Below are 24,719 nucleotides of genomic sequence, written 5' to 3'. Positions count from 1 at the left end.
CTCCCAACGTAGGGCCGCGGTACCCGCCACCGCTTCTTCGATCCTGACCGGTTGCCGGCCCCAGCCCGTGCCGGGAGGCGGCGACGGGTGCCGGCCGTCACGCCGAGTCGCGCCGGACCAGCTCCGTCGGCAGGATCACCGCCGCCGGGTCCTCACCGCCTATCTGCGCGAGCAGCACCCGCACCATCTCGGCGCTGATCCGGTCCCACGGCTGCCGGATCGTGGTGAGCGCCGGACTGGCGGCGGTCGCCGCCGGCGAGTCGTCGAAACCACCGACGGCGATGTCGTCCGGCACCCGCCTCCCGGCCCGGTGCAGGGCCGCCAGCACGCCCTGCGCCATCAGGTCGGAGGCGACGAACACGGCGTCCATGTCCGGCGTCCGGGCCAGCAGCCGTTCCGCGCCCGCCTCGCCGCTGGCCCGGCTGTAGTCGCCGGAGACGACGAGCCGCTCGTCGGCCGCGATGCCCGCCTCGGCGAGGACCTCCCGGTAACCGGCGAGCCGCTCCACGCCGCCGGGGGTGTCCAGGGGGCCGGTGACCACGCCGATCCGGCGGCGGCCCAGCGACAGCAGGTGCCGGACCATGTCCCGGGCCCCGTCCCGGTCGTCGGCGGCCACATAACTCACCTTCGAACCGAGGCCGATCGGCTTGCCGCAGGCGACCAGCGGCACCCCCGCCTCCCGCAGCTCCTCGGCCACCGGATCACCGGAGTGGCTGGAGACCAGCAGCACCCCGTCGACATGCCCGGCCGTGATGTACCGCGTGATCCTGCGCCGTTCGTCCTGCGTGCCCGCCAGCATCAGCAGCAGCGGGACGTCGTGCGCGGCCAGCGCCTGCGTGCAACCACGCAGCAGCACATTGAAGTTGGGGTCCTCGAAGAACCGCTCCTGCGGCTCGGTCAGCAGGAAGCCGACCGAGTCCGACCGCCCGGTGATCAGCGAACGGGCGTGCCGGTTGACGACGTAACCGGTCCTGCGGATCGCGGCGTTGACCGCCTCCTGGGCCGCGGGGCTGACGTAATGGCCGCCGTTGAGCACGCGTGAGACCGTGCCACGCGAGACACCCGCCTCGCGCGCCACGTCGTGGATCGTCGGCGGTCTGCGCCGGCCCCCCGTATGGCTCATGGTCATGACTTTACGGCCCCGGACAGCAGGTCCAGGCTCCAGAACCGCTGAATGACCAGGAAGAGCGCGATGAGCGGGAGGACCGCGAGGAAGGCGCCCGTGATCACCAGGGTGTACAGCGCGGGCGTGTTCGAGCCCTGCTCCAGCAGCGTGTACAGACCCAGTGTGAGCGGGAACTTCTCGTCGTCGCTCAGCATGATGTACGGCAGCAGGAAGTTGTTCCAGATGGCCACGAACTGGAACAGGAACACGGTGACCATGCCGGGGATCATCATCGGCAGCGCGATCCGGGTGAAGATCCGCCACTCGCCCGCCCCGTCCATCCGCCCGGCCTCCACCACGTCGTCCGGCACGGCGGCGGACGCGTAGACCCGGGCGAGGTAGACACCGTAGGGGGACAGGATCTGCGGCAGCAGCACGGACAGGTAGGAGTCCGTGAGGTCGGCCTTCGCCAGCAGCAGGTACTGCGGGATCGCGAGGATCACCGGCGGCATCAGCACGCCCGCTAGCAGCACGTCGAACATCGCCTCGCGGCCCCGGAAACGGTAGGCCGCGAGCGCGTACCCGCTGACCGCCGACACGGCGGTCGACAGCAGGGCGCCCAGACCGGCGTACAGCGCCGAGTTGCCCATCCAGGTCCAGTAGACACCGCCCCGGTAGGCGTTGAGGTCGGCGAGGTTGCCGGCGAACCCGGTGCCCGGCAGGAAGGTGAAGGTGGAGAACAGCTCGTGCCCGGACTTGGTGGACGCGATCACCACCCAGGCGACCGGCAGCAGGGTGTAGACCGCGCCGAACAGCAGGGTGACCGTCGGGACCGGTGCGATCCGGCGGCGCCGCGGCGGTCCCTGCGCCGTGCCCGGGGTGGTGCCCGCGGCCGGGGCGGCCTTGTGGACGGCGAGAGTACTCATCCTGCTTCTCCTTGACTGACGTCCCGCTTGTCGCGGCGGTTCGCGGCCCGCAGGAAGCCGAACGACAGCAGCAGCGTGACGACGGCGATCAGCGTCGCCTCGGCCGCCGCCGAGTAGACGTCGTTCCGGCCGAAGGCGTCCTGGTACACCTTCATCAGCGGACTCCAGGTCGTGCTGACGGAGTTGGTGAGCGGCTTCAGGGTGGTCGGCTCGTTGAACACCTGGAGCGTCGCGATGATCGAGAAGAAGAAGGTCAGCACCAGCGAGGGCACCACCATCGGGATCTTGATCCGCAGCGCGATCTGCGTGGGGGTGGCGCCGTCCAGCTTCGCCGCCTCGTACACCTCCGCCGGGATGGACCGCAGCGAGGTGTAGATGACGATCATGTTGAAGCCGGTGCCGCCCCAGACCGCGATGTTCGACAGGGCGAGGAAGAGCGGCCCGCCGTCCAGCAGGTCCGGCTGCGGCAGACCCAGCCGGCCGAGCACGAAGTAGAACGGGCTGACGTCCGGCAGGTACAGGAAGCCCCACAGCAGCGCGGCCACCACGCCGGGGATGGCGTACGGCAGGAAGATCGCGAGCCGGGTGACCGGGGCGAGCCGTACCTTCTCGGAGTCCAGCATCAGCGCGAACAGCAGCGCCAGGCCCAGCATCACCGGGACGACGACGCAGCCGTAGCCGAGCACGCGCAGCGCGCCCCGCAGCAGCTCGCTGTCCCGGAAGGCGTCGGTGTAGTTCTCCACGCCCGCCCACACCTCCGTGCGGGCACCCGAGCCGAGGCCCAGCCCCGAGACGTGCGCCTTGCGGAAGCTGAGCCAGACCGCGTAGCCGATGGGCAGCGCGAAGAAGAGGGCGAACAGCAGGCTGGCGGGAACCAGGAAGACGTAGGGCGCGCTCCGCGCGCGGCGGACGGTGCTGGGTGACGGGTGGCCGTGCGGAGCCCCCTCGGCCCCGTACGGCGTCCCGCTCGCGGAGCTGCTCACCGAGCGACCTCGAAGCCCTGCTTCTTCATGTCGGCGACCGTGTCGTCCTGCATCGCCTTCAGGGCGGCGGTGAAGTCCGACCTGTTCTTCGCGGCGGCGCCGAAGGCGTCCTTGAAGGACGTGTAGGCGACGTTCACGTTCGGGCCCCACGCGGACGGTGCGGTGGTCTTCGCGATGGCGGCGGCCCGGGTGTAGAAGTCCGGCTGGCCGGCGAAGAACGCCGGCGGGTCGGAGAAGGCGCCGCTGAGCTGGGCGGAGGTGGACGCCGGGTAGATGCCGCTCTCCCTGGCCAGCGCGTTGAGGGCGTCGTGGTCGGTGTTCAGCCAGGTCGCGAACTCGGCGGCGGCCTTCTGGTGCGCGGAGTCGGTGGTGACCGCCGTCGAGGAGCCGCCCCAGCTGCCGGTGGCGTCCTGGTCCAGCGACCACTGGGGGAGCGGGGCCATGGCCCACTTGCCCTTGGTGTCCGGCGCCGCCGTGGTCAGGGTGCCCGGCGCCCATACGGCGCTCACCCAGGCGATCTGCTTGCCGGTGTCGAGGGCCTTGTTCCAGGAGGGCGTGTACATCGGCTGGTTGTCGATGACGCCCTCCTTGACCAGGCCGCCCCAGAATCCGGCGACCTTCCGGGTGGCCGCGTCGTCGATCGCGACCTTCCACTTGTCGCCGGACGTCGTCCACCACTTGGCGCCGGCCTGCTGGGCGAGCCCCGCGAAGAGGCCGGAGTCGTTGGCGGAGAAGGTGGTCAGATCCTTGTCGGGCGCCTTGCGCTTCAGCTGCCGTGCCGTCTCGGCGAACTGCTCCCAGGTGGTGGGGACCTTCAAGCCGTACTTCCCGAAGAGGTCCTTGCGGTAGTAGAACATCATCGGACCGATGTCCTGCGGTACCGCGTAGACGGCGTCCGTGCCGAGCGTGGTCTGCTGCCAGACGCCGTCGGCGAACTTGTCCTCGGCGCCGCCGACCTCCTGGGAGATGTCGGCCAGCGCGTCGTTGCTGACCAGCGTCGGCAGCGCCTGGTACTCGGCCTGCACCAGGTCGGGGGCCTTCTTCGCCTTGTGCGCGGTGAGGATCTTGGTGACCAGCGTGTCCCCGGACGCCTGCTTCTTCACCGTGACGGTGATCCGGTCCTTCTTGCCCGGCCCCTTGTTCCACAGGTCCACGACCTTGTCCATGCCGGGGGTCCAGGTCCAGTACGTCAGCGAGACGGGACCCGACTCGGCCTTGCTGCCGTCCTCGGAACCGCAGGCCGCGAGGGCGGTGGCACCGAGAGAGACGGCGAGGGCGGTTGTCACGAGGCGGCGGCGCTTCGTGTGCGGCATGGTTTCTCCCCTGACCTGGGCCCCCGCCCGCTGCGGGGACCTGCCATGCAGATGTGCACGTTCACATGACCCGGGCGCTTCCAGCCGGAGAGCGCCCTGCCATGCTTCTGTGAGCGTTCACAGTAGAGAAACATCCCGGACACTTGTCAATGGTTGTTGCTGTGCGGTTATGTTGGGTTCACGCCGCTGACGATGTGTGTGCACGTTCCCAAATGATCGATTCCCGGAGGCATTCATGCCTGACCTCAGCCCCAGGGGCCTCACCAGGCTCGCCTTCGGCGGGGACTACAACCCCGAGCAGTGGCCGGAGTCCGTCTGGCAGGAGGACGTCCGGCTGATGCGCGAGGCCGGCGTCACCATGGTCAGCGTCGGGATCTTCTCCTGGGCCCTGCTCGAACCCGCCCCGGGGGAGTACGACTTCGGCTGGCTGGACCGGGTCCTCGGTCTCCTCCACGACCACGGCATCCGCGTCGACCTCGGCACACCGACCGTGGTGCCACCGGTCTGGTTCTACCGGGCGCACCCCGAGGCGCTGCCGGTCACCGCGGAGGGCATGCGCTACGAGTTCGGCTCACGCGGCGCGATCTGCCACAGCAACACCGACTACCGGGCCGCCGCGGCGGCCGTCACCACCGCACTGGCCGAGCGCTACGGAGACCACCCGGCGCTGGCGATGTGGCACGTCCACAACGAATACGGAGTCCCCGTCTCGGCCTGCTACTGCGACTCCTGCGCGGCCCACTTCCGCCGCTGGCTCGCGGACGCCTACGGCACGGTCGACGCCGTCAACGAGGCCTGGGGCACCGCCTTCTGGGGCCAGCGCTACACCGGCTTCGAGCAGATCAACCCGCCCCGGGCCACCCCGACCGCCGGCAACCCGGGCCAGGCGCTCGACTACCGGCGCTTCGCCGACGCCACCGTCCGGGAGAACTTCCGCGCCGAACGGGACATCCTGCACCGCCTCGCACCGGGCGTGCCGGTCACCACCAACTTCATGACCGCCCTCAGCCAGTGCGACTCCATGGACTACTGGGCCTGGGGCCGCGAGGTCGACCTCGTCACCAACGACCACTATCTGATCACCGACGGCCGCCGCACCCACGTCAACCTCGCCATGGCCGCCGACCTCACCCGCTCGGTCGCCGGCGGCGCCCCCTGGCTGCTGCTGGAACACTCCACCTCGGGCGTCAACTGGCAGCCCCGCAACCCCGCCAAGGCCCCCGGCGAGATGGCCCGCAACTCCCTCGCGCACGTCGCCCGCGGCTCCGAGGGGGCGATGTTCTTCCAGTGGCGGCAGTCCCGGCGCGGCGCCGAGAAGTTTCACTCGGCGATGCTGCCGCACGGCGGCACCGACACCCGCGTCTGGCGCGAGGTGGTCGAACTCGGTTCGTCCGTCGACGCGTTGAGCGCCGTCCGCGGCACCCGCACCGAGGCCGACGTGGCCATGCTGTGGGACTGGCAGTCCTGGTGGGCGCAGAACCTCGCCTGGCGCCCCAGCGAGGACCACGACCCGCGCGAACGCGCCGACTCCTTCTACGAGGCCCTGTACGACCGACACCTCACCGTCGACTTCGCCCACCCGGAAGCCGACCTGTCGGCCTATCCCCTTGTCGTCGTGCCGGCCCTTTACCTGATGACGGAGGCGGCCGGGAACAATCTCCGGAAGTACGCCGAGAACGGCGGCACGCTCGTGGTGTCGTACTTCTCCGGCATCGTCGACGAGCACGACGCCGTGCACGAGGGCGCCTGTCCGGGCGTGCTGCGCGACGTCCTCGGGCTGACCGTGGAGGAGTTCTCGCCGCTGCTGAAGGACGAACGTGTACGTCTGGCCGCCGCGGACGGCTCCGCACTGACCGGGGACGTGTGGAGCGAGTTCGTCGTCCCGCGCGGTGCCGAGGCCGTATGGACGTACGCCGACGGACTCACCGCGGGCCGGCCGGCCGTCACCCGGCACCGGACCGGCCGGGGCACCGCCTGGTACGTCTCCACCCGCCTCGACGCCCGGGGCCTGGACGCGGTCCTCGCCCGGGCGGCCGGCGACGCCGGGATCGCCCCGCGCGCCGACCTGCCGCGCGACGTCGAGGTCGTGCGCCGCGGCGGCCCGTCGGGCACCTATCTCTTCGTGATCAACCACACCGCCGGCGACGCGAAGGTGCCGCTGGACACGCCCGGCACCGAACTGCTGACGGGCGAACGCGCCGCCGGCCGCCTCGCGGTCCCGGCGGGGGCCGTCCGGGTCGTGCGACTCGACGGCTGAGCCGGCTCCCCTCCGTCCGTGTGTGCCACGAGAGCCGCGGGCGGAGGGGTCCTCCTCCGGCTCCACCGGAGGACACCCTCCCCAGTTACGTCGAAGGGACGACGGACGATGAAGTTCCATCCCAGACGCACCATCAGGACCCTGCTGCTGCCGCTCGCGGCCGGGCTCGCCCTCACCGCCCTGCCCGCCCAGCCCGCCCAGGCCGCCAGCACCGTCACCAACGGCGGCTTCGAGTCCGGCGGTACGGGCGCGGCCACGCCCGCCGGCTGGTCCGAGTACGGCGACACGGGCGCCTCGTACACCGAGCCCGGCGGCCACGGCGGGAGTTACCGCCTCAGCCACTACTCGGCGTCCGCCTACAAGGTGGAGACCTACCAGTACCTGTCCGGACTGGCCGACGGGAACTACACGCTCACCGCGTGGGTCCGCTCCAGCGGCGGGCAGAACGCGGCCTATCTCGCCCTGAGGAACTGCGGCAGCCCGGAACAGCGCACCGATCTGCCCGTCTCGTCCAGTGGGTGGATACGCATTGTCACGCCGGTCAAGGTGACCGGCAGTCAGTGCACCATCAGCGTCAACAGTGATGCCCATGCGGGCAACTGGATCAATGTTGACGATGTGACCTTCACGTCCGGTGCCACCGGCACCTCCATCCACGGAGCCGACATCTCCTCCCTCGCCAAGAGCGAGGCGAAGGGCGGCGTCTACCGGACCGGCTCCGGCACCGCCGGTGACGCCCTGGGCATCCTCAGGTCGTCCGGCATGAACTACGCCCGCCTGAAGGTGTGGGTGAACCCGGCCGACGGCTACAACGACAAGGCCCACGTCCTGGCCCTGGCCAAGCGGGTCAAGGCACAGGGCATGAAGCTCCTGGTCGACTTCCACTACTCGGACACCTGGGCCGACCCCGGTGCCCAGACCAAGCCGGCCGCCTGGGCGGGCCACAGCTACAGCCGCCTGAAGACGGACGTGTACAACCACACGTACGACGTGCTCAGCGCCCTGAAGGCGCAGGGCACCACCGCCGACATGGTCCAGGTGGGCAACGAGATCAACGGCGGCATGCTGTGGTCCGAGGGATCCACGGACAACTGGAGCCAGCTCGCAGGACTGATCAACTCGGGCTACGACGCCGTCAAGGCGGTCAACCCCGCCACCCTCGTCGCCCTGCACCTGGCCAAGGGCGGGGACAAGGCCGGCACCGAGTGGTGGTTCGACAACGCCCTCGCCAACGGAGTCAGGTTCGACGCGATCGGCCTGTCCTACTACGGGTACTGGCACGGCCCGCTCGCCGACTTCCAGACCACCCTGGACGACGCGGCCGCCCGCTACGGCAAGCCCGTCTTCGTCGCCGAGACGGCCTACCCCTTCCGCCTCGACAGCGACGACCCGCTCACCGACCAGATCGACACCACCGCGGAGCTGGTCCCCGGCTACCCGGCGACCGCGGCGGGCCAGGCCAGGTGGATGAACGACGTGGCGAGCATCGTGGAGGCCGTGCCGAACGGCCGGGGCCTCGGCGTCTTCTACTGGGAGGCGACCTGGACCGCCGTCCCCGGCAACGGCTGGGACCCGGCCGACGCCACCTCCGGCAACGGCTGGGAGAACCAGGCCCTGTTCGGTTACGACGACCGGGCGCTTCCCTCCCTGTCGTGGTTCGGCCACCGCTGAGCCGTCCGCGGCGGGCCCGTTCGCACACCGCGGCCGGGCCCGCTCCCTGCCCGCCGCGACCCCTCCCGGTCACACCGCCGTCCGGTACCGGACAACGGGCGCCGAGTCCCGGGCGCGGCGGGGTCGCCCCGGGCCACAGTGGGAACACTGCGTAGGCGGAGGCCGGGGAGCGGAGGCGGACGGATGACGGGAACTCCCTCGGGCCGGATGCGGCAGACCATCCTGGAGTGGCTCAAGGACCCGGCGGCCCACTTCCCCGCCGCCCGCCGCGCCTCGGCCGACACCGGTGTCACCGCGCGGGCCGTCGCCGCCAAACTGGGGGTACCGCGCCGGACCGCCACAGCCCACCTCGACCTCCTCACCCGCCTCGGCGTGCTGCGCACCCGCCGGGTCTGCTGCCGCACCTACTACCGGCGCGACGAGATCCGCATCGCCGAGGTGGCCCGCATGTTCGAAAAGGGCTGGTGAAGAGAGGAAGGGACCGCACATGGACCGACCCACGCCACTCGTCCCGCTCCACCACGTCCGTCTGGGCGCCCGCGGACCGGAAGATGTCGTGGCCGACCCGCACGGCCGGGTGCTGACCGGCGTGGCGGACGGACGCATCCTGCGCGTCCACCACCCGGGCGACCCGCACGCGGTGCGCACGGAGGTGCTGGCCGAGACCGGCGGCCGTCCCCTGGGACTGGAGCTCCTGCCGGACGGCGACCTGCTGGTGTGCGACGCGGAACGCGGACTGCTGCGCGTAGGCACGGACGACGGCACCGTCCGCGTGCTGGCCGACTCGGTGGCGGGGGAGCGGCTCCGCTTCTGCAGCAACGCCGTCGCCCTGCCGGACGGAACCGTGTACTTCACCGTCTCCAGCCGCCGCTACCCCCTCCACCGGTGGATCGGGGACATCGTCGAACACACCGGCACCGGGCGGCTGTTGCGGCTCGCCCCCGGCGGCGCACCCGAGGTCCTGCTGGACGGCCTGCAGTTCGCCAACGGACTCGCCCCGAGCGCCGACGGCTCCTTCCTGATGATCGCCGAGACCGGCTCCTGCCGCCTCATCCGCTACCGGCTCACCGGCCCCCGCGCCGGGCACGCCGACCCCTTCGCCGACCTTCCCGGCATGCCGGACAACCTCTGGCGCGAGGGCCCCGGCGGACCCGTCTGGGTCGCCTTGGCCGGCCCCCGCGTCCCCCCGCTGGACGTGCTGCACCGCACCCCGCCGGCCGTCCGCCGCGGCGCCGCCCGGGCCGCCGTCCACGCGCCGTACCGGCCGAGCGGCACCGTCGGCGTCGTCGCCGTCGACGACCGGGGCCGCACCGTCCACCACCTCACCCGCCGGCACTCCGGCTTCCGCATGGTCACCAGCGTGTGTGCGACCCGCGACCACTTGGTGCTCGGCAGCCTCCTGGAGCCCGGTGTGGCGGTCTGCGCCCGGCCCGCCACCCGCTGAGGCCGGCGGTACCCTGGTCCGGGCCGTGACCGCCCCTGGGGACCGGGCCGGACAGGAGACGTACGAGCATGCCAGCGCCGGGCACCGAGACCCGCGGCGTCCGTTCCACGGCACGCCGGCGGTCGGAGTGGCGTACGCAGGCGCCCGTCGTCGCGGTCGTGGCGGCCGGCGGCGCACTCGACGCACCGGCCCGCTACGCCCTCGGCCTCGCCCGGCCCGCGCCCGCGGGCGGCTTCCCCTGGGCGATCTTCTGGACGAACGTCACAGGCTGCGCGGTCATGGGCGTTCTCATGGTGCTCGTCACCGAGGTGGGGTCCGCCCACCGCCTCTTGCGGCCGTTCCTCGGCACCGGCGTCCTCGGCGGCTTCACCACCTTTTCCACCTACGCGGTCGGCATCCGCCGACTGGCCGACGCCGGCCACCCCGGCCTCGCGGCCGTGTACCTCGCCGCGACGCCGTGCGCGGCCCTCGCGGCGGTCCGGCTGGCTTCGGCCGCCGCCCGCCGCCTGCTGACCGGCAGGCGGCGATGACATGACCCACCCACCGCGCCCTCCGGCTGACCGGCTGCGCCGGCGAGAACGACACCCGGCACCACGAGCCGCTCCATTCCTGCCCCAGCTCGAAGAGCTGACCGGTGAGGCCCTGGTGACCCCGGAGGTGTGCGAGGTCGTCCCCTGCGGTCCCCGCCCCGCCCGGGCGGGGGAGCGGCCCTTACCGGGGTCGCGCCGGCCGACGCCCTTTGGGCCCGGGCGCCTGTCGCCCGGCCGGGCGGAGTCAGTACTGTCTACTGCACTGTCGACCTAACTCTCCTCAGAACTGGATTCCATGAGCGCCATCTCCGTCGGTCAGGCCGTCGTCCTCGGGGTAGTCGAGGGGGTGACCGAGTTCCTCCCGGTGTCCTCGACCGGCCACCTCAAGATCGTCGAGGGGCTCATGGACATCCCCGTCGACGACAAGTCCGTCGTCGGGTTCTCCGCCGTCATCCAGGTCGGCGCCATCGCCGCCGTGCTCGTGTACTTCTTCAAGGACATCCGGCGCATCGTCACCGCCTGGGGCCGCGGTCTGACCAACCGCGAGGAGCGCTACCACCACGACTACAAGTTCGCCTGGTGGGTCATCGCCGCCACCGTCCCGATCGTCGTCGTGGGCCTGGCCGCGAAGCCGCTGATCGACGGCCCGCTCGCCTCGCTGTGGGTGGTCGCCGGCTCGCTGATCGTCGGCTCGGGCGTGATGTGGGCCGCCGACCAGATGGGCCGGCACAAGCGGGGTGAGGACGACACGTCCTTCAAGGACGCCATGTGGGTCGGCTGCTCCCAGATCCTCGCCCTGCTCTTCCCCGGCTTCTCCCGCTCCGGCGCCACCATGTCCACCGCGCTCATCCTCGACCTCGACCGCGTCGCCGCCACCCGGCTCTCCTTCTTCCTCGGCATCCCCGCCCTGACCGGCGCGGGCCTGTACGAGCTGAAGGACGCCCTCGGTGCGGGCGTGGGCGCGGCCCCGCTGGCCGTCGGGACCGTCGTGTCGTTCGTGGTCGCCTACGCCTCCATCGCCTGGCTGCTGAAGTTCGTCGCCAAGCACTCCTTCAACGCCTTCGTGATCTACCGGATCGTCGTCGGCGTCCTCCTGCTCGGCCTGCTCGGCACCGGCACGCTCAGCGGCTGACGGGAGACGCGCGTCACCCAGCGGGGTGGGGGGGGCGCCCCCCCCCCCCCCCCCCCCCCCCCCCCCCCCCGGCCCGACCAGGCCGCGCACCCCGCCCCGCCCTTCCCGGGCCCGCCTTGACAGCCCCGGCCCGTACGCCGCAGGATCGGTGCCGTGAGCCTGTCAGACAGCCAGACAGGTGGTCGTGGTCCCCGGCGCGTGAGCGCCATGGAGGCGGTCCTCGCCCACCTCCGCGACGCCATCGAGCGCGGCGCCTACGCCATCGGCGACAAGCTGCCCTCGGAGGCCGAGCTGTGCCGCACCCTCGAGGTGTCGCGGCCCGTGCTGCGCGAGGCGCTGCGGGCGCTGCAGACGATGGGGCTCACCGTCTCCCGGACCGGCAAGGGCACCTTCGTCGTCGCGAACGCGGTGGAGGACCCGACCTTCGGCGACTACGCGGCCAGCGACCTGCTCGAAGTGCGCCGCCACATCGAGATCCCGGTCGCCGGCTACGCGGCCCTGCGCCGCACCCCGGAGAACCTGGACCTCCTGACCCACCTGCTGGACCGCATGGAACGGGAGACGGACACCACCGCCTGGGTCGCCATGGACACCCTTTTCCACCTCGCCGTGGCCGAGGCCGCCCAGAACCCGGTGTTCCGCCGGGTCATCGAGGAGATCCGCGACGCGCTGGCGCGCCAGTCGGCCTTCCTCAACGAGCTGGGCGGGCGCCGCGAGCAGTCCAACCGCGAGCACCGGGCGATCGTCGAGGCGCTCGCCGACGGCAGCGAACGCGACGCGGTGGAGGCCATGAGCCACCACTTGGACCGCGTCGAGACGACCCTCACCGACATCGTGCGTCCCCGGCGGGCGGGCGCCGCCGCGGCGGAAGGCACCGGTACATGAGCGCGCGCCGCCCCGAGGACGTGACGCGCCTCCCGTCCGCCCTCCTCGCCTCCCCGGCCGCCCGCACGCCTCGGCGGATCCGCTCCGGGACCGTCCGCGGCCACCGGGCGACCGGCCTCCCCGCGGTCCGGGGAACGGCCGGGACCCGTCAGCTGCCGCCCCGACGGCAGGTCCGGCTGGGTACATCGGTCGAGCCGTTGCGGCAGGTCCGGCGGGTCTCGCGGGGTCGGAGGGGCGAGCCGGGCCGGTCGTCGTACCGGCTGCCCGACCGTCCCCCAACCCGCGCCGTGACGTGGGCGTTCCCCGCCCGCGTCCCGGCCTGCCTGTACGCCGCCGACGGCACCGGACGCACCCCCGTGCCCGGTCCGCCGCCGATCGCGGCGGCACCGTTCGCGGGCCGGCACGGCATCCGTGTCCGCGTCCGCGTGTCCCGCACCACTCCCACCGCCACCCCCACCGGCGCCGACGCGCGATCCGCGTACCGGCCGGCCCCGACCCCATGATGCAGGCAGTGATGTACGACAGTTCTCCCGCCGGCGCGCCCGTCGTCCGCGAACCCCTCCACACGCCCGTCGCCCACCTCGTCCGCGGCGGGATCGTCGAGGGCGTCCACCACGGCTCCGTCGTCGTCCTGGAAGCCGACGGCCGGGTAGGCTTCCGGCTCGGTGACATCGAGGCGGCCTTCTACCCGCGCTCGGCCCTCAAGCCCGTCCAGGCCGTGGCCATGGTGCGGGCCGGGCTGCCGCTCGACGGCGAGCTGCTGTCGCTGGCCGCCGCGAGCCACTCCGGCGAGGAGCGCCACCTCGCCGGCACCCGTCGCATCCTCGAACTCGCCGGCCTCGGCGAGAACGACCTGCGCAACGTACCGGACATGCCGTTCGACCCGGTCGTGCGGGACGCCTGGATCCGCGAGGGCCGGGCGCCCTCCCGGCTCGCCCAGAACTGCTCCGGCAAGCACGCGGCCATGCTGTGGACCGCCCGGCTCAACGGCTGGTCCCTGGACGACTACCTCGACCCGGCGCACCCGCTCCAGCGGGCCGTCGCCGAGACCGTCGAGGAACTCACCGGCCAGCGCGTCGCCCGGGTCACCGTGGACGGCTGCGGCGCCCCGCTGTTCGCCGTCTCCCTGCACGGCCTCGCCCGTGCCGTCGCCCGGATCACCTCCGCGGCACCCGGCACTCCCGAGGCGCGCGTCGCGGACGCGATGCGCGAGCACGCCGAGATGGCCTCCGGCTCCGGCCGGGACGTCGCCGCGCTCATGCGGGCCGTGCCCGGGCTGCTGGCCAAGGACGGTTTCGAGGGCGTGCAGGTGGCCGCGCTGCCCGACGGCCGCGCCATCGCCGTCAAGATCGCCGACGGGGCGAACCGGGCGCGTATACCGGTCGCCGCGGCGGCCCTGGCCCGGGCCGGCATAGACCCGGCCGCGCTCACTCGGTTCGCGGGGGAACCGCTGCTCGGGGGAGGGGTGCCGGTCGGCTGCGTGCGGCCGGTGGACGCCCTGAACCCCGTTCACCCGGCGGCCCGCGTCTAGGCCAGGCCGATTCGTTCCGCGGTGAGCCGGACGCCGCGGGCGCCCCGCGCCGGCGGTACGGCATGATGACGATCATGTCCTCGCAGTTCCGACCGGTTCTCGACCGCATCATGGCGGAGATCGACCGCGCCCCCGGCCGCGGCCGGTCCGCCGACTACATCCCGGCGCTCGCCGCCCGCGACCCCCGCCGTTTCGGCATGGCCGTCGCCGAGCCGGACGGCACGGTGTACGGGGTGGGGGAGTGGCAGCAGCCGTTCTCCACGCAGTCGATCACCAAGGTCTTCACGCTGGCCCTGGACCTGGCCCGCGAGGGTGACGAACTGTGGGAGCACGTGGGCCGCGAACCCTCCGGCAATCCCTTCAACTCGCTGGTCCAGCTGGAGTACGAGAGCGGCATCCCGCGCAACCCCTTCATCAACGCGGGTGCGCTGGTGGTCACCGACCGCCTCCACACCCGTACCGGTGACGCGGCCGGGGAACTGCTGGCCTTTCTGCGGGCCGAGAGCGGCAACGCCGCCCTCGACTTCGACCTGGAGGTCGCCGCGTCGGAGACCGCCCACGGCGACCGGAACGCCGCCCTCGCCCACTTCATGGCGTCCTACGGCAACATCGGCAACGACGTGCCGGTCCTCCTCGACCAGTACTTCCGGCAGTGTTCCGTGGCCGCCTCCTGCGCCGACCTGGCGCTCGCCACCGGCTTCCTCGCCCGGCACGGCGTCCGCGCCGACGGCAGCCGGCTGCTCAGCCGCAGCCAGGCCAAGCAGGTCAACGCGGTCATGCTGACCTGCGGCACGTACGACGCGGCCGGTGACTTCGCCTACCGCGTGGGCCTGCCCGGCAAGAGCGGGGTCGGCGGCGGGATCATCGCGGTCGTACCGGGCCGGTGCACGCTGTGCGTGTGGAGTCCGGGGCTGGACGAGCGCGGCAACTCGGTGGCCGGCGTGGCGGCACTGGACCGGTTCACGACGCTCACCGGCCTGTCGGTGTTCTGAGCGGCCGGCCCGCCGAAGCGGTCCGTCCTCCCCTCCCAGGGCCCGCTGCCCCGGCTGCCGGCCGGGTCAACCGCGGGCCGTGCGGCCGCCCTTGGCCCGCAGCGTCAGCGCCACGGCTCCCGCGCCGAGCCCCAGACCGGCGACGACGGCCGGACCGGACCAGCCCGAGTCGTCGTCCGGCGCCGGAGCGGTGGCCGCCGCCACCGGCTTGGCGGACGACGCCGTACGGGCTGCGGCGCGCAGTCCGTCCAGCGACCCCACCGGATCCACCTGCCCGGCCGCGGCGAAACCCCAGTCGAGCAGGGCACGCGCCTCCTCGTACACGGCGAACCCGCCGCCTGACTGCGGGTTCATCACGGTCACCACCAGGGTGCGCCCGCCCCGGCGGGCCGCGGCCACGAGGGTGTTGCCCGCGTTGCTGGTGTAGCCGTTCTTGATGCCGACGAGCCCCGGGTAGGATGCCACGCCGTCCTCGCCGGTCAGCAGCCGGTTGGTGTTCTCGATCTCGTACGGCGACCCGTCACCGGGGAAGCGGGCCTCGGGAGTGGCGCAGTACCGGGCGAAGGCGGGGTCGGCCAGTCCCGCCCGGCCGAACACCGCCAGGTCGTAGGCGGAGGACACCTGGCCGGGGGTGTCGTAGCCGTCCGGGGAGACGACGTGGGTGTCCAGGGCGCCGAGGGCGCGGGCCTTCACCTGCATCCGCGCGGCCGTTGCGTCCCAGCCGCCGTTCAGCGAGGCCAGGACGTGCACGGCGTCGTTCCCGGAGCTGAGGAAGACACCGCGCCACAGATCGGCCACCTCGTAGGTGTGCCCCTCCTCGACGCCTACCAGGCTGCTGCCCTCGGCGACGTCCTCCAGCTCCTCGTACCGCACGGTGTGCCGCATGCCGCCGGGCAGTGCCGGCAGCACGGTGAGCGCGAACAGGGTCTTGAGGGTGCTGGCCGGCGGCAGCCTGCGGTGGGCGTCGCCCGCGGCCAGCACCTCCCCGCTGCCCGCGTCGGCGACCAGCCAGGACAGCGCCGACACCTCCGGCACCGCGGGCGCGCCCCGGCGCGGCCGGACCTGGGTGCCGGAGCGGTAGAGCAGGGCCGGCCCGGGCGTCGCGGTCCGGGGGGCGGGTGGTGCGGGCTCCCCGCTCGGGTGGCCGGCGGCGGCAGCGGCCGGCGTGAGCACCAGCAGGCCGGTCACGCACAGGGAGCAGGCCGACACGGCCGCCCGATAAGCAAGTCCGGTGATCATACGATCAACGTACGGAGAGGGGTCCCTGTGTGCCGCGCCGTCCGGGCCGTTCGGCCCAACGGAGCGACCCGGATGCCGCACCCGGCACCCTCCCGGCCGGGGGTCAGCCGGCCGGCAGGGTGGGCCGGACCTGCCGCAGGAACGCGGCGTTGTCGGGTGTGGCCCGCAGGCGTGCCAGGAGGGTCTCCAGGGCGGCCGGCCCGGCCTCCCGGGAGCGCAGAGCACGGCGCAGGCCGGTGACGGCCGTCAACTCGCCCGGGGTGAGGAGCAGTTCCTCGCGGCGGGTGCCGGTGGCGTCGATGTCCACGGCGGGGAAGACCCGGCGGGCGGCGGGTTCCCGGTCCAGACTCAGTTCCATGTTGCCCGTGCCCTTCAGCTCCTCGAAGAAGTAGCCGTCGGCGCGGGAGCCGGTGTCCACGAGCACGGTGGCGAGGATGGTGAGCGAACCTCCCTCCTCGGCCTGCCGGGCGGCGCCGAAGAACCGCTTGGGGCCGAGCAGCGCGCCCGCGTCGACACCGCCGCTCAGGGTACGGCCGCCCGCGGCGGATGCGTTGTTGTGGGCCCGGCACAGCCGGGTCAGCGAGTCCAGCAGGACGACCACGTCCTCACCGGCCTCCACCAGGCGTTTGGCCCGCTCCACGACGAGGTCGGCGAGGGCGATGTGGTCCCGGGGCGACCGGTCGAACGTGGAGGCGTACACCTCCCCGCGCACCGAGCGGCGCATCTCGGTGACCTCCTCGGGCCGCTCGTCGAGCAGGACGACCATCAGCCGGCACTCGGGGTGGTTGCCGGCCACGGCGGCGGCGAGCTGCTGGAGCAGCACGGTCTTGCCGCTCTTCGGCGGTGCCACGATCAGGCCGCGCTGGCCTTTGCCGACGGGTGCGAGCAGGTCGGTGACGCGGCCGGCCAGTCCCGAGGCGGGGTGTTCGAGGCGGAGGCGCCGGTGCGGGTGGAGCGGGGTCAGGTCGCGGAAGTGCCGCCGGGAGCGGAGGTCGCCGGGAGCGCGGCCGTTGACGCGCGCCACCTCGGCCAGGGCGCGCTGTGCGCCCCGGACGCCTTCGACCAGGTCGCCCGCGCGCAGTGCGTGGCGCCGGATCAGCGCCGGCGCGACCTGCGGGTCGGCGGGGGAGGAGAGGAGGTTCGCGGCCCTCAGGTGCCCCTTGCCGTGCGCGTCGATGTCCAGGACACCGGTCACGGTCGGGGCGGCCTGGTGCTGCCGGACCTCGGGCGGGTGTTCGAGTGTGGTGGTCATGAAGGAGGTGTCCTTTCACGGACGGAACGAGAGTACGAGGGGTGTGGCCGCGAGAGGGAGGCGCGGACGGCGGCCTCCGGGCGGCGGGAACGGCACCTCGGCCACGGGAGGGGACACCCGTGACGGGTGTGCGGAGAAGCTGACGGGCCGGGAGCCGGAAATCCGGGAAACGGCGAACAGATCAGCGTGAAGGAGGGAGACTGGCACCGGCGGCCACGGTGGGCGTGCACGAGTGCTGACGGCACGGTAGCACCGGACGGGGTGCTGTGTCCCGGACCGTGTCAACAAGCCGCCGGGCCGGATCATTCCCGCTGCGACTGCGACTGCGACTGCGACTGCGACTGCGACTGCGACTGCGGCACCGGAGAGAGGCGCGCGCCGGTTCGTCCGGTGGGGTACGGCCGCGGGACCACGATCGACCGTCTTGTCAGGGCAACGTCAGGAGACTCCGGTGGAGGCCACACCCGCCCGCACCCCGCACCGCATGGACCCCGCCGGCGGCTGCCCGCACGCCGTCAACGCCCGGCTGCTGGCCCAGGGCGCCGTGGCCCCGGTCGAGCTGCCCGGCGGGATCGAGGGCGTGGCCGTACTCGGGCACGAGGCGCTGAAGGAGTTCCTCCAGCATCCCGAAGTCGCGAAGGGCGCCCACCACTTCACGGCACTGCGGGAGGGCCGGATCGCCGAGGGCTGGCCGCTGCTGACGTTCGCCACCGTCCCGGGCATGACCACCGCCGACGGCGACGACCACCGGCGGCTGCGGTCCCTCGTCAGCCGGGCGTTCACTCCCGGGCAGGTCGCCGGACTGCGACCACGCGTCGAGGAGTTGACCGGCACACTGCTCGACGCTCTGGCACGCGCCGCCGCCGCGGGCGATGGTGTCGCCGATCTGCGACGGCACTTCGCCCTGCCCCTGCCGATGGGGGTGATCTGCGAACTCCTGGGTGTGGATGTACGGTTCCGCACCCGGCTGCACGAGCTGGGCGGCAAGGTCGTGGCCACCGGCACCCCACCCGCCGAGACCGTCGCCGCCCACCGTGAACTGCTCGCCGTACTGGAGGAGATCGCCGCCGCCAGGGCCGCTCATCCCGGTGACGATCTCACCAGCGCGCTCATCGCGGCCCGGGAGGAGGGCGGTGACCGGCTCCGCCCGCACGAACTGATCGGCACCCTCCTGCTCATGATCATCGCCGGGCACGAGACCACGCTCAACCTCATCACCAACGCCGTACGCGCCCTGTGCGCCCACCCCGCCCAGCTCGCCCTGGTCCGCGCGGGCGAGGCGAGCTGGGCCGACGTCGTGGAGGAGACCCTGCGCTGGGACGCGCCGGTCAGCTACTTCCCGTTCCGCTACCCGGTGCGGGACCTGACCGTCGCCGGGACGCTCATCCCCGCCGGCACACCCGTGCTCGCGGGATATTCAGCCGCCGGCCGCGACCCGGCCGCGCACGGCCCGGACGCCGGCCGCTTCGACCTCACCCGGCCCGCCCGGCCCGGTGCCGCCCGGCACCTCTCCCTCGGTCACGGCGCCCACTACTGCCTGGGCGCGCCGCTGGCCCGGCTGGAGGCCACGGTCGCCCTGGAACGGCTGTTCACCCGGTTCCCGGCGCTGCGTCTCGCCGTGCCGGACCACGACCTGACGCCGCACGCGGGCTTCGTCGGCAACAGTGTGCGGAGTCTGCCGGTGCGCCTGGCGCCGCCGGGGGCGCAAGTCGCGTAACGCCCGTACGGACAGAGCCCGTAACAAATGTCCCTGGACCATAACAGTCCCGGACGTGGGGGGACTTGACCGCCAACCGTGCACTATCTTCACGGCATGTCCACGCCACCGCAGTCCCCGCAGCCTGCCGACCAGCCCGCACCGCGGCCAGAGCAGACCCAGCAGCCCGCACCGCAGCCCGCCGTCCCCGCGCAGCCGACGGCCTATCCCTACCCGCACCCGCAGTCACCCCCGGCAGGCGCCTTCTACGCACAGCCCACGCCGGTCGGCGGCCCCGGCCCCGGACACCCGCAGCACGGAAACCCCTACGCCCAGACGCCCTCGTTCGGTCCCGTACCGCCCGTTCCCCCGTCCGGTGGCGGCGGGGCCGGCCGCGCGGTGCTGTGGGCCGCCGTCGGTGCCGTCGTGGCCTCCGCCGCATGGGCGGCCGGCGTCTTCGCCATCGGCGCCAGGAGCGACGGCGCGGACCTGCGCGGCTACTCGGCGCCCTCCAACCTGTGCTCCGGCGCCGACTACTCCTCCTTCAAGGACGAGTATCCCCAGGAGGACTCCGCGCCGACCCGCACCTCCCTCAAGGACAAGGCGCTGGACGAGGGTTACTGCAGCCTGAGCCTGAAGAAGTCCGGCTCGTCGTACGCGGACGCCTACCTGACCCTGCAGCTGGACCTGCACAAGAAGACCGACCCCGGCCCCGAGTTCACGGCCGGCTGGAAGAACTACGGGGAAAGCCACTCCGGTTACGACGTCGATCCGGTCGAGGGCATCGGCGACGAGGCCTACCTGATCAGCGAGGACACCGTGAGCGGCTCCTCCGGCGGCTCCCGTTACGCCACGCTCGCCGTCCGCGACGGCTGGGTGACGTACGTCATGACCTACAGCCTGTACCTCACCTCCTACTCCCAGGACAAGAACCCGCCCGCGCTCACCGACATCACCGGCTGGCTGAAGACGGACGCCAAGGCGACACTGCGGCAGCTCAGGGACTGACCCCGGGCGTGCGGGCGCGCGGACCGGACGGTCACACCGGCCGCGCCCCGGCCTCCCGGGTGATCTCCCCGAACCGCGCCCCCATGGCCTCGGCGAGGGCCTGCGCAGCCGACAGCGGCCGGACCATGACCATCAACTCGTCGATCAGACCGTGCTCGTCGACGTGCAGGAAGTCGCAGCCGGTCAGCTCCCGGCCGCCCACGTCGGCCCGGAAGACCAGCGCGTGCTCCGGTCCGTCCGGGTCGCCGATCTCCCTCACGTAGCGGAAGTCCTCGAAGACCTCCACGACCGCGCGGAGGATCGCCGCGGTGATCGCCCTGCCGGTGTACGGCCTGAACACCACCGGGCTGGTGAAGACGACGTCCTCGGCCAGCAGCGCCTCCACGGCAGCCATGTCCCGAGCCTCGACCGCCTCACGGAACGCGCGCATGCGGACCACCTCTCATAGTCAACAAATTGAATAGGTGCGGATGAGATTATTCAACGGCTGTTAGCCTGTCCACATGTCGCTCAGGTACGCCGTCCTGGCCGCCCTCCTGGAGGGCGAGGCCTCGGGCTACGAACTGTCGAAGACGTTCGACGTCTCGCTCGCGAACTTCTGGCCCGCCACCCCGCAGCAGCTCTACCGGGAACTGGAGCGCCTCGCGCAGGACGGGCTGGTCCGGGCCCGCACGGTGGAGCAGGAACGCCGGCCCAACAAGCGGATGTTCACCCTCACGCGGGCCGGCCGGGCCGAACTGAGCGCCTTCGCCGCGCAGCCGCCCAAGCGGCCCGCCGCCCTGCGCGACGAACTCCTCATCAAGGTCCAGGCGATGGATGGCGGCGACCCGGAGGTCACCCGGGCCCTGATCGAGGAACGGATGGGCTGGGCGCGCGGCAAACTCGGCCGCTACCTGCGGGTGCGCGACCGGCTGCTCGACGGGCGCACGGAGGAGGAGTTCCTGCGCACGGCCGAACGCGTCGGGCCGTACCTCACCCTCATGGGCGGGATCGCCCTGGAGGAGGAGAACCTGCGCTGGTGCGAGCGCGTCCTCGCGATCCTGGCGCGCCGCCGCGACACCGCGCCGAGCGGTGCCGTGCCCGGGCCGGACCACTGACGGCCGGCCCACTGACGGCCGGCCCAATGACGACGGCCTGACCGCCGACTGGCCTGGCCACTGACGACGGCCTGACCACTGGCGGCCGGGACCGCTGACGACGGCCTGACCACTGGCGGCCGGGACCGCTGACGACGGGTGCACCGCCCCAGCCGTCCAGTCCGGGCCCGGCCGATCGCTCGTCGGAGTGGTCGTACCGCGTCCCGCCCACCGACACCGCTCACCGTGCAGCACAGTGGTCGGGTGCCTCGCCGACTACTTCCGCTGCTGATCGCGGCGCTCGTGAGCGTCGCCGGCTGCACCACCGTCCGCCCCGGCGCCCTGCCGGACCCCGCCCGTTCCCAGGGCCCGTCGGCACCGGACGCGGCGGCGGCACCCTCGGCCGTCAACGCGCCGCTCAGCCTCCCGCCCGGACCCGCGGCGCTCGTGCGCACGGGCCCCGGGCGCCGGGAAGCGCCCGCGCCGGCGGCTGCCCCGGGGAGGAGGAAAGCCGCCCCGGGAAGCCACACCGCGCCCGTGGGCCGAGCCGCGCCCGCCGTGCCCCGCCGGGCACGGCCGGCCGCCCCGCGGGCCCACCACCCGCGCCTGCGGCCCCGTTCCCCCGTACAGCACCCCGCCCCGCGCCCCCGTCACGTCCACCGGCCGCCCACGGAGCAGATGCGTGACGTGTGCCGCCGTGCGGACGGCGTGGCCGCGCCGGACATCGTGCGGCTCTGCCACGCCACATACGGCTGACGGGGTGCCGCCCACCGCACACCTCGCCCGGCCGCCGGCACAGCGCCTAGGCTGACGCAATGTTCGGACCCGAAGGCCCCACGCTCCGCGAACTCGCCGTGCAGGCACTGTCGTCCGTCGAGCACGGTTACGACCTGCTCGCCCCGAAGTTCGACCACACCCCCTTCCGCACCTCCGACCGGGTGCTGGACGCCGCGGCGCGGGCGCTGGCGCCGCTCGGCCCCTTCGCGGACGGACTCGATCTGTGCTGCGGCACCGGCGCCGGCACGGAGATGCTGGCAGGGCTGTGCCACCACAGCGTCACGGGCGTCGACTTCAGCACCGGCATGCTCGATGCCGCCCGCCGCCGGCCGCGCCCCGCCGACGGCCCCGCCCCCGCCTGGGTGCGCGGCGACGCCCGGGCCCTGCCGTTCGCGGCCGCCTTCGATCTCGTCGTCTCCTTCGGGGCGTTCGGGCACTTCCTGCCCCGGGAGCTCCCGGGGCTCTTCACCCAGGTCCACTCCGTGCTGCGCCCCGGGGGCCGTCTCGTCTTCCCGGTGCCGGCCCCGCCCCGCCCGACGCGGCGCGACTTCTGGCTGCTGTCCGGCTTCGACGCGGTGATGCGGGTGCGCAACGCGCTGTGGCGGCCACCGTTCGTCATGTACTACCGGGCCTTCGGGCTCGGTGCGATGACAAGGGAGCTGACGCGCGCCGGTTTCACGGTCGAGCTGGGTGTCCTGCCCGGGTTCGGCCGGCGAGCCGACGGCAGCCCGCGCGCCCGGTTGGTCGTGGCCCGCAAGGCCGCGGCGCCCGCCGGACGCCGGGTCAGCCCGCGGCCGGTGATGTGAACTCGTAGACCAACGCGTCCTGTTCGGCGTTCACCACCAGGTCGGTGATCTCCAGCGGACGCGCGTACTGGTCGTGCACCCGCCGGGTCACCCGGACCGAGGAGGCGTCACCGACCTGGGTGATGGCGTCCCGGTGGTGCAGGGTCAGTCCGGCCTTGCGCATCCAGTCGTACGCTCGCCGCAGCTGCGCGGGCGTGGCCCCGTCGGCCCGGTCCCGGTAGCGGGCCAGCTCGGCCACCTCGGCCAGCGCCACCGCGGAAAACGATGTCAACGCCGTCCGCAGGGACCGCCCGTCCGGCGCGAGCGACTCGTAGCGATGCACCAGCGTCGGCCGGTGCGCGGCCAGCCCCAGCGCCGTCGCGTGCTCCGGCGGCGGAGCCTCCCAGGTCACCGTGGCCCGGTCCAGCGCGCAGGGGTCCGTGGACCGGGCGCCGACCGGAAAGGGGAGCGACTGCGGCGCCTCGGCCGGCTCGCCGGGCAGCGTGGCGTGGCTGCCCCGCCGGTCGGTGGTGACGACACCGTTGCGGCGCAGCACGTCCAGTGCCTGCCGGACGGTCTCCCGGCTGACCCGGAAGTAGGCGGCCAGATGCCGTTCGCCGGGCAGCCGTTCACCGGGCGGAATGGTGCCGTCGCGCAGTTCCTCCAGCAGCAGCGCCGCGATCCGCCCGTACAGGGGCCGGCCGTCGCTGGGCGGGGGATCGTGGGGGGTGGTGCGGGCCATGCCGCGCCTCCTGTCGGTGACAAAACGTAGCCGTACGGGTTCGTTGCGCGACCACAATTAGCATTGGTCTAAACCACAAGGGAAGGGCGGGCCGCCGGTTAGGCCGAAATCCGTCCGCCACGGCGCGTGGCCACCCGGAGGCGCGGCGAGGCGTCACAGGGTGCTGTAGACGGCGTCGACCAGCGCCGACTTCCGTGGGTCATTGGCGATGTGCGGTCCCATCCGGTTCATCACGTAACCCAGCGACACGCCCGCCTCCGGGTCGGCGAGCCCGCAGGAACCACCGAACCCGTCATGGCCGAAAGCGCGCGCATTGGGCCCGTACGAGCCCTGCGGTCCGCTCAGCCACAGCCCGAGCCCGATCTCCGTCTCACCCTCGAAGCCCGCGCCGAGCACCAGATCGCGGCAGCTGCCCTGCCGCTCGCGCACCCGCTCCGCCGCCTCCGGCGACAGGATCCGCCGGCCCCCGTGGGAGCCGCGCCCGGCGAAGACGCCGTACAGTGCCGCGACCGCCCGCGCGGTGCCGTGCCCGTTGGCCGCGGGAATCTCCGCCGCCCGCCAGCCGGGACTGTTCGCCTCGGCCGCTCCGGCCACGGGGTTGGCGAGAGCCGCCAGCGCGGCCGGCGCCAGCCGGCCGAAGAGAGCCGTCTGCCGGCCGCTCGACGCGGCCGGCGGACGTACCAGCTCGGCGGCCCGGCCGGCCTCCCCCTCCGGCAGGCCGATGGTGAAGTCGATCCCGAGCGGCCCGGTCACCTCCCGCGCCAGAAGGGCCCCGGGCCGCAACCCCGACACCCGGCGTACGACCTCCCCGACGAGGAAGCCGTACGTCAGCGCGTGGTACCCGGACCGGGTGCCCGGCTCCCACCAGGGCGCCATGGCCGCGAGCCGCGCGGTGGTCAGCTCCCAGTCGTACAACTCCTCCAGGGTGTGCGGCTCCCGCAGGCCGCAGAGCCCGGACCGGTGGGACAGCAGATGCCGGACGAGCACCTTCTCCTTGCCCGCGGCGGCGAATTCCGGCCAGTAGGAGGCCACCGGTGCGTCGAGGTCGAGCAGCCCGCGGTCGGCGAGTATGTGCGCGCACAGCGCCACCGGTCCCTTGGTGGTCGACCACACGTTCACCACGGTGTCCCGCTCCCAGGGCCGGGCGCGGGCCGCGTCCGCCCAGCCGCCCCACAGGTCCACCACAGTCTCCCCCGCGACGGTGACCGCCACCGCGGCGCCCAGTTCACCCCGCTCCCGGAAGTTCTCCTCGAACGCCTCCCGCACCGCGGAGAACCGCGGGTCGCAGTGCCCGTGGATCATCGGGTGCGGCTGGGGTGTCTGCCGTGCCTCCAGTGCGGACATATGACCTCCGTCGTCGCCGGTTGAGCCGGGC

Annotated in this window: 23 protein-coding genes; 14 read left to right on the top strand and 9 right to left on the bottom strand. The window is 73.1% G+C overall.

Annotated elements, in window-relative coordinates; genetic code table 11:
- Nucleotides 1–97: 97 nt before the first annotated feature.
- From ACGFT1_RS01600 to ACGFT1_RS01585, 4 genes are read right to left on the bottom strand one after another with little or no spacing between them, the layout of a single operon-like run.
- On the bottom strand, nucleotides 98–1,129 hold the full coding sequence (locus ACGFT1_RS01600; protein WP_373907001.1) for a LacI family DNA-binding transcriptional regulator: 1,032 nt from the start codon (nucleotides 1,127–1,129) through the stop codon (nucleotides 98–100).
- Entirely contained in the window at nucleotides 1,126–2,031 is a 906-nt protein-coding gene (locus ACGFT1_RS01595; protein ID WP_373907000.1) for a carbohydrate ABC transporter permease, read from the bottom strand. The genes ACGFT1_RS01600 and ACGFT1_RS01595 overlap by 4 nt, the downstream gene beginning before the upstream one ends.
- Nucleotides 2,028–3,014 (bottom strand): carbohydrate ABC transporter permease, encoded by a 987-nt coding sequence (locus ACGFT1_RS01590; protein ID WP_373906999.1) that lies wholly within the window; start codon nucleotides 3,012–3,014, stop codon nucleotides 2,028–2,030. The genes ACGFT1_RS01595 and ACGFT1_RS01590 overlap by 4 nt, the downstream gene beginning before the upstream one ends.
- Nucleotides 3,011–4,327, bottom strand: a complete 1,317-nt coding sequence (locus ACGFT1_RS01585; protein WP_373906998.1) for an extracellular solute-binding protein — start codon at nucleotides 4,325–4,327, stop codon at nucleotides 3,011–3,013. Before ACGFT1_RS01585 ends, ACGFT1_RS01590 begins: the two co-directional genes overlap by 4 nt.
- Nucleotides 4,328–4,562: 235 nt before the next feature.
- Between ACGFT1_RS01585 and ACGFT1_RS01580 the strand changes: the two genes are divergently transcribed.
- The 10 genes from ACGFT1_RS01580 (at nucleotide 4,563) to ACGFT1_RS01535 (ending at nucleotide 14,769) form a co-directional block, all read left to right on the top strand.
- Nucleotides 4,563–6,584, top strand: a complete 2,022-nt coding sequence (locus tag ACGFT1_RS01580) for a beta-galactosidase (RefSeq protein ID WP_373906997.1) — start codon at nucleotides 4,563–4,565, stop codon at nucleotides 6,582–6,584.
- A gap of 108 nt (nucleotides 6,585–6,692) precedes the next feature.
- Nucleotides 6,693–8,255, top strand: a complete 1,563-nt coding sequence (locus ACGFT1_RS01575; RefSeq protein ID WP_373906996.1) for a glycosyl hydrolase 53 family protein — start codon at nucleotides 6,693–6,695, stop codon at nucleotides 8,253–8,255.
- A 183-nt stretch (nucleotides 8,256–8,438) separates the two neighbouring features.
- Nucleotides 8,439–8,723, top strand: a complete 285-nt coding sequence (locus tag ACGFT1_RS01570) for an ArsR family transcriptional regulator (protein WP_373906995.1) — start codon at nucleotides 8,439–8,441, stop codon at nucleotides 8,721–8,723.
- 19 nt (nucleotides 8,724–8,742) lie between these two features.
- Nucleotides 8,743–9,699 (top strand): SMP-30/gluconolactonase/LRE family protein, encoded by a 957-nt coding sequence (locus ACGFT1_RS01565; protein ID WP_373906994.1) that lies wholly within the window; start codon nucleotides 8,743–8,745, stop codon nucleotides 9,697–9,699.
- 68 nt (nucleotides 9,700–9,767) lie between these two features.
- Nucleotides 9,768–10,229 (top strand): CrcB family protein, encoded by a 462-nt coding sequence (locus ACGFT1_RS01560; RefSeq protein WP_373906993.1) that lies wholly within the window; start codon nucleotides 9,768–9,770, stop codon nucleotides 10,227–10,229.
- A 295-nt stretch (nucleotides 10,230–10,524) separates the two neighbouring features.
- A complete protein-coding gene (locus ACGFT1_RS01555) occupies nucleotides 10,525–11,361 on the top strand; it encodes an undecaprenyl-diphosphate phosphatase (RefSeq protein WP_373906992.1) in 837 nt (278 codons plus the stop codon).
- Nucleotides 11,362–11,514: 153 nt separating this feature from the next.
- Nucleotides 11,515–12,246, top strand: coding sequence for a FadR/GntR family transcriptional regulator (locus ACGFT1_RS01550; RefSeq protein WP_373906991.1), 732 nt, complete (start codon nucleotides 11,515–11,517; stop codon nucleotides 12,244–12,246).
- Nucleotides 12,243–12,749 carry a hypothetical protein gene (locus ACGFT1_RS01545; protein ID WP_373906990.1) on the top strand — a complete coding sequence of 169 codons (507 nt, stop codon included), beginning with the start codon at nucleotides 12,243–12,245 and terminating at the stop codon, nucleotides 12,747–12,749. The genes ACGFT1_RS01550 and ACGFT1_RS01545 overlap by 4 nt, the downstream gene beginning before the upstream one ends.
- Before the next feature lie 11 nt (nucleotides 12,750–12,760).
- Nucleotides 12,761–13,777, top strand: coding sequence for an asparaginase (locus ACGFT1_RS01540; protein WP_373907635.1), 1,017 nt, complete (start codon nucleotides 12,761–12,763; stop codon nucleotides 13,775–13,777).
- 65 nt (nucleotides 13,778–13,842) lie between these two features.
- Nucleotides 13,843–14,769, top strand: a complete 927-nt coding sequence (locus tag ACGFT1_RS01535; RefSeq protein ID WP_373906989.1) for a glutaminase — start codon at nucleotides 13,843–13,845, stop codon at nucleotides 14,767–14,769.
- Between the two features lie 66 nt (nucleotides 14,770–14,835).
- On the opposite strand, the gene ACGFT1_RS01530 is transcribed toward ACGFT1_RS01535, so the two are convergent.
- Both ACGFT1_RS01530 and rho read right to left on the bottom strand, forming a co-directional pair.
- Nucleotides 14,836–16,008: a D-alanyl-D-alanine carboxypeptidase family protein gene (locus ACGFT1_RS01530; protein WP_373906988.1), complete on the bottom strand. Its 1,173-nt coding sequence runs from the start codon at nucleotides 16,006–16,008 to the stop codon at nucleotides 14,836–14,838.
- Between the two features lie 103 nt (nucleotides 16,009–16,111).
- Nucleotides 16,112–17,260, bottom strand: coding sequence for a transcription termination factor Rho (rho, locus tag ACGFT1_RS01525; RefSeq protein WP_373906987.1), 1,149 nt, complete (start codon nucleotides 17,258–17,260; stop codon nucleotides 16,112–16,114).
- Between the two features lie 484 nt (nucleotides 17,261–17,744).
- On the opposite strand from rho, the gene ACGFT1_RS01520 reads away from it, so the two are divergent.
- On the top strand, nucleotides 17,745–18,977 hold the full coding sequence (locus ACGFT1_RS01520) for a cytochrome P450 (protein WP_373907634.1): 1,233 nt from the start codon (nucleotides 17,745–17,747) through the stop codon (nucleotides 18,975–18,977).
- 96 nt (nucleotides 18,978–19,073) lie between these two features.
- Nucleotides 19,074–19,964: a hypothetical protein gene (locus ACGFT1_RS01515; protein WP_373906986.1), complete on the top strand. Its 891-nt coding sequence runs from the start codon at nucleotides 19,074–19,076 to the stop codon at nucleotides 19,962–19,964.
- Between the two features lie 31 nt (nucleotides 19,965–19,995).
- Here the strand turns inward: ACGFT1_RS01515 and ACGFT1_RS01510 are convergent, their stop codons facing one another.
- Nucleotides 19,996–20,394, bottom strand: a complete 399-nt coding sequence (locus ACGFT1_RS01510) for a nuclear transport factor 2 family protein (RefSeq protein WP_373906985.1) — start codon at nucleotides 20,392–20,394, stop codon at nucleotides 19,996–19,998.
- Nucleotides 20,395–20,467: 73 nt separating this feature from the next.
- On the opposite strand from ACGFT1_RS01510, the gene ACGFT1_RS01505 reads away from it, so the two are divergent.
- On the top strand, nucleotides 20,468–21,061 hold the full coding sequence (locus ACGFT1_RS01505; RefSeq protein WP_373906984.1) for a PadR family transcriptional regulator: 594 nt from the start codon (nucleotides 20,468–20,470) through the stop codon (nucleotides 21,059–21,061).
- Nucleotides 21,062–21,855: 794 nt separating this feature from the next.
- The gene (locus tag ACGFT1_RS01500) at nucleotides 21,856–22,623 is read left to right on the top strand and encodes a class I SAM-dependent methyltransferase (RefSeq protein WP_373906983.1); all 768 of its coding nucleotides are present in this window, start codon (nucleotides 21,856–21,858) and stop codon (nucleotides 22,621–22,623) included.
- Here ACGFT1_RS01500 and ACGFT1_RS01495 read toward each other — a convergent pair.
- Both ACGFT1_RS01495 and ACGFT1_RS01490 read right to left on the bottom strand, forming a co-directional pair.
- Entirely contained in the window at nucleotides 22,601–23,344 is a 744-nt protein-coding gene (locus ACGFT1_RS01495) for a GntR family transcriptional regulator (protein WP_373906982.1), read from the bottom strand. The two genes, ACGFT1_RS01500 and ACGFT1_RS01495, sit on opposite strands and share 23 nt — an antisense overlap.
- 153 nt (nucleotides 23,345–23,497) lie before the next feature.
- Nucleotides 23,498–24,688, bottom strand: coding sequence for a serine hydrolase domain-containing protein (locus tag ACGFT1_RS01490; protein WP_373906981.1), 1,191 nt, complete (start codon nucleotides 24,686–24,688; stop codon nucleotides 23,498–23,500).
- Between the last annotated feature and the right edge of the window lie 31 nt (nucleotides 24,689–24,719).

It is taken from the genome of Streptomyces sp. Y20, assembly GCF_043195475.1.
Taxonomy (GTDB): domain Bacteria; phylum Actinomycetota; class Actinomycetes; order Streptomycetales; family Streptomycetaceae; genus Streptomyces.
This window is presented reverse-complemented; position numbering and strand designations above follow the sequence as displayed.